Source organism: Thermophilibacter sp. ET337 (assembly GCF_024733715.1).
In the GTDB taxonomy this organism is placed as follows: Bacteria; Actinomycetota; Coriobacteriia; order Coriobacteriales; family Atopobiaceae; genus Thermophilibacter.
In genome coordinates, this window is record NZ_JANRHO010000007.1 from 16,614 (window position 1) to 30,268 (window position 13,655).

The 13,655-nt window shown below is 65.7% G+C and carries 23 protein-coding genes; all 23 read left to right on the forward strand.

Annotated features, from left to right (window positions below; all coding sequences use genetic code 11):
- Positions 1–17 precede the first annotated feature (17 nt).
- The 23 genes from rpsQ to NW198_RS07265 all read left to right on the forward strand — a co-directional run bounded on the left by rpsQ (position 18) and on the right by NW198_RS07265 (position 13,642).
- On the forward strand, positions 18–281 hold the full coding sequence (gene rpsQ, locus NW198_RS07155; protein ID WP_087314501.1) for a 30S ribosomal protein S17: 264 nt from the start codon (positions 18–20) through the stop codon (positions 279–281).
- 80 nt (positions 282–361) lie between these two features.
- Positions 362–730: a 50S ribosomal protein L14 gene (gene rplN / locus NW198_RS07160; RefSeq protein ID WP_087314499.1), complete on the forward strand. Its 369-nt coding sequence runs from the start codon at positions 362–364 to the stop codon at positions 728–730.
- A 13-nt stretch (positions 731–743) separates the two neighbouring features.
- The gene (gene rplX, locus NW198_RS07165) at positions 744–1,061 is read left to right on the forward strand and encodes a 50S ribosomal protein L24 (RefSeq protein WP_087314497.1); all 318 of its coding nucleotides are present in this window, start codon (positions 744–746) and stop codon (positions 1,059–1,061) included.
- Between the two features lie 471 nt (positions 1,062–1,532).
- Positions 1,533–2,090, forward strand: a complete 558-nt coding sequence (gene rplE / locus NW198_RS07170; protein ID WP_087314495.1) for a 50S ribosomal protein L5 — start codon at positions 1,533–1,535, stop codon at positions 2,088–2,090.
- Positions 2,091–2,152: 62 nt separating this feature from the next.
- Positions 2,153–2,338, forward strand: coding sequence for a type Z 30S ribosomal protein S14 (locus NW198_RS07175; RefSeq protein WP_075279264.1), 186 nt, complete (start codon positions 2,153–2,155; stop codon positions 2,336–2,338).
- 89 nt (positions 2,339–2,427) lie between these two features.
- Positions 2,428–2,826 (forward strand): 30S ribosomal protein S8, encoded by a 399-nt coding sequence (rpsH, locus tag NW198_RS07180; RefSeq protein WP_087314493.1) that lies wholly within the window; start codon positions 2,428–2,430, stop codon positions 2,824–2,826.
- A gap of 28 nt (positions 2,827–2,854) precedes the next feature.
- Complete coding sequence (rplF, locus tag NW198_RS07185; protein ID WP_087314491.1) at positions 2,855–3,391, forward strand: 50S ribosomal protein L6; 537 nt, start codon at positions 2,855–2,857, stop codon at positions 3,389–3,391.
- Positions 3,392–3,449: 58 nt separating this feature from the next.
- The gene (gene rplR, locus NW198_RS07190; protein ID WP_072374206.1) at positions 3,450–3,818 is read left to right on the forward strand and encodes a 50S ribosomal protein L18; all 369 of its coding nucleotides are present in this window, start codon (positions 3,450–3,452) and stop codon (positions 3,816–3,818) included.
- Between the two features lie 9 nt (positions 3,819–3,827).
- The gene (gene rpsE / locus NW198_RS07195) at positions 3,828–4,349 is read left to right on the forward strand and encodes a 30S ribosomal protein S5 (RefSeq protein ID WP_087218554.1); all 522 of its coding nucleotides are present in this window, start codon (positions 3,828–3,830) and stop codon (positions 4,347–4,349) included.
- 2 nt (positions 4,350–4,351) lie between these two features.
- Complete coding sequence (rpmD, locus tag NW198_RS07200; RefSeq protein WP_087314489.1) at positions 4,352–4,537, forward strand: 50S ribosomal protein L30; 186 nt, start codon at positions 4,352–4,354, stop codon at positions 4,535–4,537.
- A 9-nt stretch (positions 4,538–4,546) separates the two neighbouring features.
- Complete coding sequence (rplO, locus tag NW198_RS07205; RefSeq protein WP_087314487.1) at positions 4,547–4,996, forward strand: 50S ribosomal protein L15; 450 nt, start codon at positions 4,547–4,549, stop codon at positions 4,994–4,996.
- Positions 4,990–6,267: a preprotein translocase subunit SecY gene (gene secY, locus NW198_RS07210; protein ID WP_087314485.1), complete on the forward strand. Its 1,278-nt coding sequence runs from the start codon at positions 4,990–4,992 to the stop codon at positions 6,265–6,267. The genes rplO and secY overlap by 7 nt, the downstream gene beginning before the upstream one ends.
- Before the next feature lie 45 nt (positions 6,268–6,312).
- Entirely contained in the window at positions 6,313–6,939 is a 627-nt protein-coding gene (locus tag NW198_RS07215) for an adenylate kinase (RefSeq protein ID WP_087314483.1), read from the forward strand.
- Positions 6,936–7,727, forward strand: a complete 792-nt coding sequence (map, locus tag NW198_RS07220; protein ID WP_258340563.1) for a type I methionyl aminopeptidase — start codon at positions 6,936–6,938, stop codon at positions 7,725–7,727. Before NW198_RS07215 ends, map begins: the two co-directional genes overlap by 4 nt.
- A 118-nt stretch (positions 7,728–7,845) precedes the next feature.
- Entirely contained in the window at positions 7,846–8,064 is a 219-nt protein-coding gene (infA, locus tag NW198_RS07225) for a translation initiation factor IF-1 (RefSeq protein ID WP_075575875.1), read from the forward strand.
- Between the two features lie 85 nt (positions 8,065–8,149).
- Positions 8,150–8,263 (forward strand): 50S ribosomal protein L36, encoded by a 114-nt coding sequence (gene rpmJ, locus NW198_RS07230; RefSeq protein WP_013252436.1) that lies wholly within the window; start codon positions 8,150–8,152, stop codon positions 8,261–8,263.
- A gap of 14 nt (positions 8,264–8,277) precedes the next feature.
- Positions 8,278–8,649: a 30S ribosomal protein S13 gene (gene rpsM / locus NW198_RS07235; RefSeq protein ID WP_087314478.1), complete on the forward strand. Its 372-nt coding sequence runs from the start codon at positions 8,278–8,280 to the stop codon at positions 8,647–8,649.
- 10 nt (positions 8,650–8,659) lie between these two features.
- Positions 8,660–9,061 (forward strand): 30S ribosomal protein S11, encoded by a 402-nt coding sequence (rpsK, locus tag NW198_RS07240; RefSeq protein ID WP_075279274.1) that lies wholly within the window; start codon positions 8,660–8,662, stop codon positions 9,059–9,061.
- Between the two features lie 15 nt (positions 9,062–9,076).
- Positions 9,077–9,670, forward strand: coding sequence for a 30S ribosomal protein S4 (gene rpsD, locus NW198_RS07245; protein ID WP_087314476.1), 594 nt, complete (start codon positions 9,077–9,079; stop codon positions 9,668–9,670).
- 24 nt (positions 9,671–9,694) lie between these two features.
- Positions 9,695–10,636, forward strand: a complete 942-nt coding sequence (locus NW198_RS07250; RefSeq protein WP_087314475.1) for a DNA-directed RNA polymerase subunit alpha — start codon at positions 9,695–9,697, stop codon at positions 10,634–10,636.
- A gap of 28 nt (positions 10,637–10,664) precedes the next feature.
- On the forward strand, positions 10,665–11,162 hold the full coding sequence (gene rplQ / locus NW198_RS07255; RefSeq protein ID WP_258340567.1) for a 50S ribosomal protein L17: 498 nt from the start codon (positions 10,665–10,667) through the stop codon (positions 11,160–11,162).
- Between the two features lie 145 nt (positions 11,163–11,307).
- A complete protein-coding gene (locus tag NW198_RS07260; RefSeq protein WP_258340568.1) occupies positions 11,308–12,900 on the forward strand; it encodes an ABC transporter ATP-binding protein in 1,593 nt (530 codons plus the stop codon).
- Positions 12,887–13,642: an energy-coupling factor transporter transmembrane protein EcfT gene (locus tag NW198_RS07265; RefSeq protein WP_258340569.1), complete on the forward strand. Its 756-nt coding sequence runs from the start codon at positions 12,887–12,889 to the stop codon at positions 13,640–13,642. Before NW198_RS07260 ends, NW198_RS07265 begins: the two co-directional genes overlap by 14 nt.
- Positions 13,643–13,655: the final 13 nt, after the last annotated feature.

Genomic DNA, 13,655 nt, shown 5'->3' on the forward strand with positions numbered 1-13,655 from the left:
ATCGCAGGAGAATGACTATGGCTGAGACCACCAGGAACGCTCGTAAGGTCGTCACCGGGACTGTCGTCTCCATCTCCGGCGACAAGTCCATCACGGTCAAGATCGACTACCGCAAGCGTCACCCCAAGTACGGCAAGATGATGACCATCTCGAAGAAGCTCCACGCCCATGACGAGAAGAACGAGTGCGGCCTCGGCGACACCGTCACCGTCATGGAGACCCGCCCGCTGTCCAAGACCAAGCGTTGGCGTCTCGTGGAGATCGTCGAGCGCGCCAAGTAAGTATCAGTGACGAGCCTTAACCCACGTGCGTCGCACGTGCGGACGCACCTCTGGGTGGGCACACGTTCGGAGGAACACCAATGATTCAGATGGAGACCATGCTCAACGTCGCTGACAACAGCGGCGCCCGACGCGTGAAGTGCGTCAAGGTCCTCGGTGGCTCCAAGCGTCGCTACGCCGGCCTGGCCGACGTCATCATCGGCGCCGTGCAGGAGGCCACCCCGGGCGGACAGGTGAAGAAGGGCGACATCGTTCGCTGCGTCATCGTCCGCACGGTCAAGGAGACCCGTCGCAAGGACGGCAGCTACATCCGCTTTGACCAGAACGCCTGCGTTCTCGTCAACAAGGAGGGCGAGCCCAAGGGCACCCGTATCTTCGGGCCCGTCGCCCGCGAGCTGCGCGACCACAAGTACATGAAGATCGTCTCGCTCGCGCCTGAGACGCTCTAGGGAGTGAGGACGAATGGCTAAGATGCATGTGAAGAGCGGCGACAAGGTCGTCGTGCTCTCCGGTAAGGACAAGGGCAAGGAGGGCACCGTCCTCCGTGCCAAGCCCGCCGAGGGCAAGGTTCTCGTCGAGGGCGTCGCCGTGGTCAAGAAGGCCGTGCGCCCCAACGCCCAGAACCAGCAGGGCGGCATCATCGAGCAGGAGGCCTTCATCGACGCCTCCAACGTGATGGTCGTCTGCCCGACCTGCGGCAAGCCCACCCGCGTTGGCCACGACGTCAACGACGAGGGCAAGAAGGTCCGCGTCTGCAAGAAGTGCGGCGCCAAGTTCTAAGAGCTTGATCGCGCCTGCGTGGGGAGGCCCCGGTATTCCTTCGCGATGTGCCCTTCGGGAAACATCGCTCCGGAATACCGGGGCCTCTCGCCGTCTTGTCAATGGGCTCGTCGCGTGGCATGTGTGCTTGATGCCGGGCTGGGCGCCCCTCTGCGCCGAGTAAGAGCTATGTGCGAAATCGGGGCTGATTAACCCGCATTTTTCGCACGTAGCTCTTACTCGGCGCTTGCGTTGGGGCCGTCGCGGGCGCAAGGGGCCGCCGCCCGTCCCTGCTGGGGGCCGATTGTGTACATCCCGCGATGTGGGCGCCGTGCTGGAATTTCTGTGTGCAAAGGCATAAACTGTTTCCTTGCGTCTGTAGGTAGGGACAGTTCTGCCTCGGGCGCGCGCATATGGCTCCCGGCCCGCCAAGCCGGGAGGTACGAGGTCAGAAACCCCGTGCTGAGAACCCCAAGAGTTAAGGAGAAGAACATGGCAGACAAGATGGTCCCGCGTCTCAAGGAGCAGTACTTCGCCACCGTCCGTGACGAGCTCCAGAAGCAGTTTGGCTACAAGAACGTCAACCAGATCCCCAAGATCGAGAAGATCGTCGTGAACATGGGCGTCGGCGAGGCCGCCACGGACGCCAAGGCCATCGACGGCGCCGTCGCCGACCTGCGCGCCATCACCGGCCAGCAGCCGCTCGTGACCCACGCCCGCAAGTCCATCGCCACCTTCCACCTGCGCGCCGGCATGCCCATTGGCGCCAAGGTGACCCTGCGCGGCGACCGCATGTGGGAGTTCCTCGATCGTCTCATCTGCATCGCCATCCCGCGCATCCGCGACTTCCGCGGCATCTCCCCGAAGAGCTTCGACGGCCGTGGCAACTTCTCCATGGGCGTCACCGAGCAGCTCATCTTCCCGGAGATCGACTTCGACAAGATCGACCACACCCGCGGCATGGACATCACCATCGTGACCACCGCTCAGACCGACGAGGAGGGCAAGGCGCTGCTCAAGGCCTTCCGCTTCCCGTTCAAGGCTGAGTAGGTCAAATATCGTCACGGCGTCCCGGGGACCCGGGTCGCCAAGAGTGCACTGAAGGAGGATTTGTGGCTAAGACATCGATGATCGTCAAGGCTCAGCGCGAGCCGAAGTTCTCGACGCGCAAGCAGAACCGCTGCCAGCGTTGTGGGCGTCCCCACTCCGTCTATCGCAAGTTCGGCCTCTGCCGCGTCTGCTTCCGCGAGCTTGCGAGCAAGGGCGAGCTTCCTGGCGTCCGCAAGGCGAGCTGGTAGGACCCCGGGGCTCTCGCGTCCAGGCGTTTGCGCCATGGGTGCAAGCGAACCGGACACGCAGGTTCATCATTACCGAAGGAGAATGATCCATGAAGATCACTGATCCCATTTCTGACATGCTGACGCGCATTCGCAACGCCAACGCTGCCAACAAGCCGGAGGTCTCCATGCCTTCGACCAAGGTGCTCGTTGAGATTGCCCGCGTCATCTGCGAGGAGGGCTACATCGCAGGCTACGAGGTCGAGGACACGACCCCGCAGAAGACCCTGCACGTCACCCTCAAGTACGGCGCCCGTCACGCGAAGGTCATCCGCGGCATCCGTCGCATCTCCAAGCCGGGTCTTCGCATCTACTCCACCGCCGAGAAGCTCCCCCGCGTTCTCGGTGGCCTCGGCACCGCCGTCATTTCCACCTCCAAGGGCATGATGTGCGACCGCGACGCCCGCAAGCAGGGCATCGGCGGCGAGGTCATCGCCTACATCTGGTAACTCCCGGCAGGAATGAAAGGAGACTGACGTGTCTCGTATTGGTAAGCAGCCTGTCCAGGTTCCCGCCGGAGTCACTGTGACAGTTGATGGCACCACCGTTACCGTCAAGGGCGGCAAGGGCGAGCTGACCCGCACCTTCTCCAACCTCGTCAAGATCGAGGAGGAGGGCGAGGAGCTTCACGTCGTGCGCGTCGACGAGTCCACCGCCTCCAACGCCCAGCAGGGCCTCACCCGCACCCTTCTCCACAACATGGTCGTCGGCGTGTCCGAGGGCTTCGAGAAGAAGCTCGAGCTCACCGGCGTCGGCTACCGTGCCACGCTCAAGGGCAAGGACCTTGACCTCTCCCTGGGCTACTCCCACCCCGTGATCTACCCCGCTCCCGAGAACATCACGTTCGAGGTGCCCGACAACACCCACATCAACGTCAAGGGCATCTCCAAGGAGCAGGTCGGCCAGGTTGCGGCCGAGATCCGCATGAAGCGTCCGCCCGAGCCCTACAAGGGCAAGGGCATCCACTACGTGGGTGAGCACATCCGCAGGAAGCTCGGCAAGGCCGCCAAGTAGCCTGAGGTTTAGGAAAGACCATTACCCCGTCAGGTAATGGCACGTCTAAGGAGAAGGAATGAACAAGCAGCAGGCGAAGAAGGCCGGCCTCAAGCGCCGCGAGCGCCGCGTCCGCGCCAAGATCTTCGGCACCGCTGAGCGTCCGCGCCTCAGCGTGCACCGCACCAACGCCAACATCTACGCTCAGGTCATCGACGATGCCGACGGCAAGACCATCTGCTCTGCCTCGACCCTCGACCCCGAGTTCCGCGCCACGGGCAAGCTCGGCTCCAACAAGGACGCCGCCACCTTCGTGGGCGAGCTCGTCGGGAAGCGCGCCGTCGAGAAGGGCGTCACCGAGGTCACCTTCGACCGCGGTGGCCGCATCTATCACGGCCGTGTCAAGGCTCTGGCAGACGGTGCCCGCAGCGCGGGCCTGAAGTTCTAGGAGGATTCAATGGCACGAGATCGTAAGCGCCAGCAGGACACGGATCTTCAGGAGCGCGTCGTCTACATCCACCGTGTCTCCAAGACCGTCAAGGGCGGTCGCCGCATGTCCCTCGTCGCCCTCGTCGCCGTCGGCGACGGCAAGGGCAACGTCGGCCTCGGCATGGGCAAGTCCGCCGAGGTGCCCCTGGCCATCCAGAAGGGCATCGAGGACGCCAAGAAGAACATGTTCAAGGTGCCCGTCACCGAGCACGGCACGATTCCGCACACCGTCGAGGGCCACTACGGCGCCGGCCGCGTCCTGATCAAGCCGGCCATCGAGGGTACCGGCGTCATCGCCGGCGGCCCGGTGCGCCCGCTCTTCGAGCTCGCTGGCATCACCAACGTGCTCTCGAAGTCCCTCGGCACCAACAACGCCATGAACATCATCAAGGCCGCCGCCGAGGGCCTCAAGGAGCTCTCCAGCCCCGAGCAGGCCGCCGAGCGTCGCGGCATGACCGTCGGCGAGATGTTCTGCGGGAAGGAGAACTAACGATGGCTCAGTCCCTCAAGATCAAGCTCGTGCGCAGCGCCGTGGCCTCCGTCAAGAAGGACCAGACGGCCACCTGCAAGGCGCTCGGCCTCCGCAAGATCGGCGACGAGGTCGTCCAGCCCGACAACCCGAGCATTCGTGGAATGATCTTCAAGGTCAAGCACCTTGTCACCGTGGAAGAGAACTAGGAGTCACTCATGCAGCTCAACGATCTGCGTCCCGCGGAGGGCTCGCGCAAGAACCGCAAGCGCATCGGCCGCGGCAACTCGTCCGGTCACGGCACCACGGCCGGTCGCGGCACCAAGGGCCAGCTCTCCCGCTCCGGCGGCGGCAAGGGCAAGGGCTTCGAGGGTGGCCAGCAGCCGCTCGCGATGCGTCTCCCCAAGCTCCCCGGCTTCATCAACCACAACCGCGTCGAGTACGCTCCCGTGAACGTCGCCCGTCTCGAGGCGCTGTTCGCCGACGGTGACGTCGTGGACGCCGATGCCCTGGTTGCCAAGGGCGTCATCAAGCACAACTATATTCCCGTGAAGGTCCTCGGCGACGGCGAGCTCTCCAAGAAGCTCACCGTCAAGGTGGACAAGGTCTCCGCCTCTGCCCAGGCTAAGATCGAGGCGGCCGGAGGAAAGGTCGAGCAGGCGTGCTAAAGGGAATCGCCAACGCATTCCGCATTCCGGAGCTCCGACAGAAGCTGCTGCTGACGGCGGGCGTTCTTCTGCTCTACCGCTTTGGCGCCTATCTGCCCGTTCCGGGTGCCCCGTTCCAGGACCTGCTCAGCGCTTATCAGGCCGGGCTGTCCTCGAGCGGTGCTATGGCCGTGCTCAACCTCTTCTCGGGTGGCGCGCTTTCCCGCATGTCCGTGTTCAGCCTCGGCATCATGCCCTACATCACGGCGCAGATCATCCTGCAGATGCTCCAGGCCGTGATTCCGTCCCTTGGCGAACTCGCGAAGGAGGGCGAGGCCGGTCAGCGCAAGATCACGCAGTACACGCGTTATCTCACGATCGGCCTCGCCCTGCTCAACGCCATCGGTTACCTGTTCCTGTTCAGGAGCTATGGCGTGAGCCTCGCCAACGCGGGGGCTCCCGAGCTTCTGCTTGATGTCCTCGTCGTCTTCACGATGGTCGTGGGCGCCATGATCATCATGTGGCTCGGCGAGATCATCACCCAGCGCGGCGTGGGCAACGGCATGTCGCTGATCATCTTCGCGAACATCATGTCCGGTCTGCCGACCTCGCTGATCAGCTCCGTGACCTCTGCGGGCAACATCATCCTGACGGTCGTGACCCTCGTGATCATCGTCGCGGTCATCCCGCTCATCGTCTTCGTCGAGCGTGGCCAGCGCCGCATCCCCATCCAGTACGCCAAGCGCGTCGTGGGGCGTCGGATGATGGGCGGCCAGTCCACCTATCTCCCGATCAAGGTGAACACCGCCGGCGTCGTGCCGATCATCTTTGCCTCGGCCATCCTGTACCTCCCGGCTCAGCTCGCCGTCTTCTTCCCGAGCGTCGACTGGGTCCAGGCGGTCGCCAACGCGCTCTCTTCCGGCTGGATCAACTGGGTGCTCTCCGTCCTCCTCATCGTGGCCTTCGCGTACTTCTACTCCTCGATGGTGTTCAACCCCACCGAGACCGCGGACCAGCTGCGCAAGCAGGGTGGCTTCATCCCGGGCGTCCGTCCTGGCGCGGCCACGGCCGAGTACATCAAGAGCACCATCGATCACATCACGCTGCCGGGCGCGCTGTTCATGGCGGTTCTCGCTGTCGTGCCGACGGTCATCTTCTGGTTCACGGGCAATCCGCTGATCCAGGCCTTTGGCGGCACCTCGATCCTGATCATGGTGAGCGTTGCCATGGACACCCTTTCGTCCATCGAGAGCCAGCTCAAGATGCACAACTACGACGGCTTCTTCAAGTAGGCCGTCGTTGGCAGGGTAGGGACAGGCTACAGAAAGGCGGTTGCAATGAACATCGTTCTTCTCGGCGGTCCGGGCGCGGGCAAGGGCACGCAGGCCCAGAAGCTCGTGGCAGAGTTTGGCTTTGCCCACATCTCCACCGGTGACCTGCTTCGCGCGGCCATCAAGGAGGGCTCCAAGCTCGGCAAGAAGGCCAAGGGCTTCATGGACGCCGGCCAGCTCGTTCCCGACGACCTCGTGATCGACCTGGTCAAGGAGCGCCTCGAGGCCGATGACGCCCAGGCGGGCTTCATCCTCGACGGCTTCCCGCGCAACACCGCACAGGCCGTGGCCCTCGACTCCGAGCTCTCCGCCATGGGCCGCTCTCTCGACGCCGCCCTGCTCGTCTCCGTTGAGCCTTCCGTCATCGTGGAGCGTCTGAGCTCCCGCCGCACCTGCCGCGATTGCGGCTACACGGCGCCCGCCGGCGTGGACACTTGCCCGCGCTGCGGCGGCGAGATGTATCAGCGCGATGACGACAAGCCCGAGACCATCCAGCACCGTCTGGACGTCTACGCGACGCAGACCGCGCCGCTGATCGAGTACTACAAGGGTCACTCCATTCTGAAGGAGGTTGACGGAGACCGTCCCGTCGACGTTGTCTACGCCGATGCCAAGAGTCTCCTCGGTCTATGATCAACATCAAGTCACCTGTTGAGATTGACCAGATGAAGGCCGCCGGGGCTCTGTCCAAGGCGGCCCTTCGTCGTGCTGGGGCCCTCGTGCGCCCCGGGGTCACCACGAAGGAGATCGACCAGGTCGTGGAGGGCTTCATCCGCCTCCACGGCGCCACCCCCACCTTCAAGGGCTACGGCGGCTTCCCCGCGAGCATCTGCTCCTCGGTCAACGAGCAGATCGTCCACGGCATCCCGTCCCCCTCGACGGTGCTGCAGGACGGCGACATCATCTCCATCGACACCGGCGCCACCTACCAGGGGTGGGTCGGCGACAACGCCTGGACGTTCTACGTCGGCGAGCCCTCCGAGGAGTACAAGGCGCTCTGCGAGTGCACGCGCGACTGCCTCAAGGCCGCCATCGAGCAGGCCGTCCCGGGCAACCACCTCGGCGACATCGGCGCCGCGGTGCAGGAGCTCGCCGAGGGCAACGGCTACGGCGTGGTCCGCGACTACGTGGGCCACGGCGTCGGCCGCGTCATGCACGAGGACCCCGAGGTCAGAAACTACGGCAAGCGCGGTCGCGGCGTTCGTCTGCAGGCCGGCATGGTCATCGCCATCGAGCCCATGATCACGATGGGCACCTACCAGTGCATGACCCTCGCCAACGGCTGGACCGTCGTCACGCGCGACGGCCTGCCCGCCGCGCACTACGAGAACACCGTTGCGATCACGGCCGACGGCCCCGTCATCCTCACCGAGGACGAGCAGGGCCCGTGGTGCCCGATGCAGGGCGGCGTCGAGGAGTAGTTTCCCGTCTCATGAACTTCCAGGCTGCGTCTTATGTGCGTCTGATGCAGCCTGGAAGTTTTTGTGATTATTAGGTATGATATTTGGTCGCTGTGGCAGCGATGAGAGGGATAGAACATTGAGCAAGCAAGATGCCATCGAGCTTGAGGGCAAGGTCGTCGAGCCCCTGCCCAATGCCATGTTCAACGTCGAGCTCGAGAACGGCAAGACCATTCTCTGCACCATCTCCGGGAAGATCAGGATGAACTACATCCGCATCCTCCCCGGTGACAAGGTCGTCGTGGAGATCTCCCCGTACGACCTGACCAGGGGGCGCATCACCTACCGCTACAAGTAGGCGCGCTCACACAGCCTCGGATATTCACGCCAGCGGCTGGGCGAGTAGATAAGTTCGTATCAGCACGATCGGAAGGAAAAGACGCATGAAGGTACGTCCTTCGGTCAAGAAGATGTGCGACAAGTGCAAGATCATTCGTCGCCATGGCAAGGTTTACGTCATTTGCGAGAACCCGCGCCACAAGCAGCGTCAGGGCTAAGGAAGGAGCTTCAGTTGGCCCGTATTAACGGCGTCGATCTGCCGCGTGAGAAGCGCGTCGAGATCGGACTCACCTACGTTTACGGCATCGGTCGCACCAGCGCCACCAAGATCTGCGCTGAGACCGGTGTGAACCCAGACACCCGCGTCAAGGATCTGACCGAGGATGAGGTCACCAAGATCCGTGACTACATTGATGCCAACTTCACCACCGAGGGCGACCTTCGCCGCGAGGTTAGGCAGAACACCGCCCGTCTGATGGAGATCGGCTGCTACCGCGGCCTCCGTCACCGCAAGGGCCTTCCTGTCCACGGTCAGCGCACCCACACCAACGCTCGCACCCGCAAGGGCAAGAAGCGTCAGATCGGTGCCAAGAAGAGGGGCTAGGGAGTAGACAATGCCGCAGAAGAAGAACCAGCGCACCACCCGCGTGCGCCGCTCCGAGCGCAAGAACATCGCCGTGGGCCAGGCCCACATCAAGAGCACGTTCAACAACACGATCGTCTCGATCACCGACCCCCAGGGCAACGTGATCTCCTGGCAGTCCGGCGGCACCGTCGGCTTCAAGGGCTCCCGCAAGTCCACGCCGTTCGCCGCCCAGCTCGCCGCCGAGGCTGCTGCCAAGGCGGCCATGGAGCACGGCCTGCACAAGGTCGCCGTCTTCGTGAAGGGCCCCGGCTCCGGCCGTGAGACCGCCATCCGTTCCCTCCAGGCCGCCGGCCTCGAGGTTTCGGGCATCCAGGACAAGACCCCCATCGCGCACAACGGTTGCCGTCTGAGCAAGCGTCGCCGCGTGTAGCTAGGAGGAATATCAATGGCTATCGATAGGACTCCCGTCCTCAAGAGGTGCCGTCAGCTCGGCATCGACCCTGTCGTGATGGGCATCAACAAGACCTCCCACCGCGAGCCCAAGCGTCGTCGTCGCCAGGAGAGCGAGTACGGCATCCAGCTTCGTGAGAAGCAGAAGGCCAAGTTCATCTATGGCGTTCTCGAGAAGCAGTTCCGCGGCTACTACAACCGCGCCATGAAGATCGAGGGCATCACCGGCGACAACCTGATGATGCTGCTCGAGTGCCGTCTCGACAACGTCGTCTTCCGCCTCGGCTTTGCCCGCACCCGCAAGGAGGCCCGTCAGACCGTCCGTCACGGCCACATCACCGTGAACGGCAAGCGCGTGGACATCCCCTCCTACCAGGTGAAGGCCGGCGACGTCGTCGCCGTCGCCGAGAAGGCCCGCGACCTGCTTCCCATCAAGGAGGCCCTCATCTCCTCCGAGCACATGGCCGTGCCGGCCTGGCTCGAGGTTGACATCGAGAAGCTCAAGGGCACCGTCCTCCAGCTGCCGACGCGCGATCAGATCGACCTCGACATCGACGCGCAGCTGATCGTCGAGCTTTACTCCAAGTAAGCCCGACCAGGTTTGGAGGTAGCAATGTCCGAATTCATCCGACCCCAGGTGTCGGTCGAGGAGATCAACGAGAACCTCGCGCGCGTGAGCGCCGAGCCGCTCGAGCGCGGCTATGGCGACACGCTCGGCAACTCGCTGCGCAGGGTCCTTCTCTCCTCGCTTTCCGGTGCTGCCGTCGAGGCCATCCAGATCGATGGCGTCCAGCACGAGTTCACGACCATCGACGGCGTCTACGAGGACGTCACCGACATCGTCCTCAACGTCAAGGGGCTCGTCTTCCGCTCGATGGGCACCGGCGACGAGGCCGAGGCCAGCATCTCTGTTGACGGCCCCATGACCGTGACCGGCGGCGACTTCAACGTCCCCGCCGAGTTCGAGCTCGTGAACCCCGAGCACGTCATCTGCACCCTGGGTGCCGGCGCGCACCTCACCATGAAGATGCGCATCGGCGTCGGCCGCGGCTACGTGTCCGGCGAGGACAATGAGCGCGAGAGCGACCCGATCGGCATCATCCACGTCGACTCGCTCTACTCTCCCGTGCGTCGCTGCGCCAAGGCCGTCGAGGCCTGCCGCGTCGGCCGTCACACGGACTACGACCGCCTCGTGCTCGAGATCGAGACCAACGGCTCGATCACCCCGCGCGACGCCATCGTCGAGGCCGCCAACATCATCAACCAGCACATGACCGCGTTCATGGGCCTGGCCGATGAGGACGAGCCGGTCGAGGACGCCTCCATCTTCGCCACGGGCGCCGTGGAGGACAACGTGGAGCTCGACAAGCAGATCGAGGACCTCGACCTTTCCGTCCGGTCCTACAACTGCCTCAAGCGCGCGGGCATCCACTCTGTCCGCCAGCTCGTCGAGTTCTCCGAGAACGACCTGCTCAACATCAGAAACTTTGGCGTCAAGTCCATCGAGGAAGTCAAGGACAAGCTCGAGACCATGGGCCTGTCCCTCAAGGCCTAGGCGCAGCCGGATTTAGGAGAAGCTAGAAATGCGACACAACAAGAAGAGGGGCATGAAGCTCGGCACCGACGCCAGCCACACCAAGGCCATGAAGAAGAGCCTCATCCGTGCCCTGTTTGAGAACGACCGCATCAAGACCCTCGACGTTCGTGCCAAGGCCATCCGCCCCGACGTCGACAAGGTCATCACCTGGGCCAAGAAGGGCGACGTCGCCAGCCGTCGTCTCGCCATCGCCAAGGTGGGCGACAAGGAGCTCGTCCGCGAGGTCTTCGAGAAGGCCGCTCAGGGCATGTGGGCCGACCGCAACGGCGGCTACACCCGCATCATGAAGCTCGGCCCCCGCAAGGGCGACGCCGCCGAGGTCGTGATCATGGAGATCGTGACCGAGCCCGTCACCCCCAAGGCCGCTCCCAAGAAGGCCAAGGTCACCAAGGTTGAGGCCGCTCCCGTCGAGGAGCCCAAGGCCGAGGAGGCCCCCGCTGAGGAGGCTCCCGCCGAGGAGACCGCCGAGAAGGACGCCGAGTAGCGTCTCGCTCGCAGAGCACTGCCGAGGGCCCCGGTCACGCCAGGGCCCTTTTCGTAACGCGTGTTGACACTGGCGTCAGGTTATATTGTCAAACTTGACACTGGCGTCAGGATATATTGTCAAGTTTGCCGTGGGAGGGAGGGGCATGGTCGAGCTGCGTGACGTCAGCTTCTCGTATGACGGCGAGAAGGACGTGACGGACCGTGTCTCGCTCTCCCTGCGTGGCGGCGAGCACCTCGTGCTTCTCGGCAAGAACGGGTCGGGAAAGTCGACGGTTGCTCGCATGTTCAACGGCCGCCTCAGGCCGCGCTCCGGGCGCGTGCTGCTCGACGGGGCCGACGTCACTGCGGCCCCGCGCCCCGTGCTTGCGCGCGCGACGGGCTACGTGCGCCAGGACCCCCTCTCGCAGGTCGTGAGCGACCTCTGTCGCGACGAGGTGGCCTTTGGCCCCCGCAACCTCGGCCTTTCTCCCCATGAGGTCCGCGAGCGCGTCCGGGAGGCGCTCGAGGCCTGCGGCATCGCCGAGCTTGCCCCGCGCCTCACCGGCGAGCTCTCCGGCGGGCAGCAGCAGCTCCTCGCCCTGGCAGGGGTGCTCGCCATGCGACCCGCGCACCTCGTTCTCGACGAGGCCGACTCCCATCTTGACCAGGCAACGCGCACGCGGCTGCGCGGTGTGGTGCGTGCGCTCGTCGCCCGCGGGGTCGCCGTGCTCGAGATCGCGCACTCCGGGGAGGCGCTCGTGGACGCCACGCGCGTCGCGGTGCTGGAGGGTGGGGCGCTGCTGTGGGAGGGCCCTCCCGAGGCCTTCCTGCGCGACGATAGGGCGCTCGAGGCCTCGGGCCTCGCCGAGGACCCCATCGCGGCAGCGTTTGCCCGCGCCGTCCGCGACGGCATCGACCTCGCTCGTGCGGCGAGCCCGGAGAGGCTTGCACCCTACGCGGGGAGCCGCGTCCCGCGCCGCGCTGCGGACGGCGATGCGCACACGCTGCGCGCCCGGGGCGTCGAGCTCAGCTATGGCGACCGCGCCGCGCTGCGGGGCGCCGAGCTCGCCTCACGGGGCCTCACGCTCTTGCTGGGGGCCTCCGGCTCGGGCAAGACGACGCTGGCGCGCGTGCTGTCCGGGGTGCTCGATCCCGACGCCGGCACGGCGACGCTCGACGGCACGGCTGTGCGCCCAGGCATGGTCGGACTCTCGTTCCAGCGCCCCGAGGACCAGCTCTTCTGCGAGACCGTCATCGACGACGTCGCCTTTGGCCCGCGTGCGGCCGGGGCGGGGGAGGAGCGCGCCCTGGCGGCCGCCCGCGACGCGCTCGCGCGCCTGGGTCTTGGGGAGGAGCTTCTCGAGCGCTCGCCCTTCTCGCTCTCCGGCGGTCAGATGCGACGCGCGGCGCTCGCCGGCGTGCTGGCGCTGCGCCCGGGCGCCTACGTCTTTGACGAGCCCACCGCGGGCCTCGACGCCCCGGGTCGCGCCGGGCTCGTGCGCTTCGTGCGCGGCCTCGCGGACGAGGGGGCGGCCGTGGTCGTGATCACCCACGACGCGGGGGAGTGGCTCGACGCCGCGGACGAGGTGGCCTTTCTCGGGGACGGACGCGTCCTGGGCACGGTCCCCGCCGCGATGGCGCGCCGCGACCCCGCGCTCTTCGAGGCCGCGGGCCTCGAGCCGCCGCTGCTCGTCCGGGCTGCGTGTGCTGGAAGCCCCGCCGTTCCGTCCGGAGGGAGGGCGCATGCGCGGTCGTGAGGTCTTGGGCGCGTACGTGGCGGGCGACACCCTCGCGCATCGGCTCGACGCCCGCGTGAAGATCGTCCTTCTCGTCCTGGCGACCGTGGCCGTCTTTGCCGCGGACGCTCCTTGGGGCCTGCTCCTGGCCGCCGCGGGGCTCGTGGCGGCCTTGGTGGCGAGCAAGACGTCGCCGGCGCTCGTCGTTCGCGGCCTGCGGCCGGCGGCGCTCATCCTGGCGTTCTCTGTGCTCGCCAACGCCGTGGTGCTCGTGGGGCAGCCGGGCCTCTCGCTCGACGGGCTCTCGCGCAGTGCGCTCGCGGTGGCGCGGATTGCCCTTCTGGTGGGGTTTGCCCTGACGCTCTCCTCGACCACCATGCCCACGGAGGTCGCGACGGCGCTCTCGTGGCTCATGGCGCCGCTCTCGCGCGTGGGCGTCCCGGTGGGCGGCATCTCCACGGCGACCTCGATCGCGTTGCGCTTCATCCCCATCACGGCCACCGAGCTCGAGCGCATCAGGGCGGCCCAGCGCGCCCGCGGGGCGCGGCAGGACGGCGGCGCGCTGGAGGTGCTCGCCGGGTGGCGACGGGTGCTCGTGCCCCTGGTCGTGGCGCTCTTCCGTCGTGCCGACGACCTCGCGGAGGCCATGGCGGACCGCTGCTATACGGGCGAGCAGACCAGCATGGCGCGCCCGCTGCGCCCGGTCGACTGGGTCGCGCTCGCGTTGGGGCTCGCCTGGGTCCTCGCGGCCGCTCTGCTCTAGGGGCGCCCGTGCT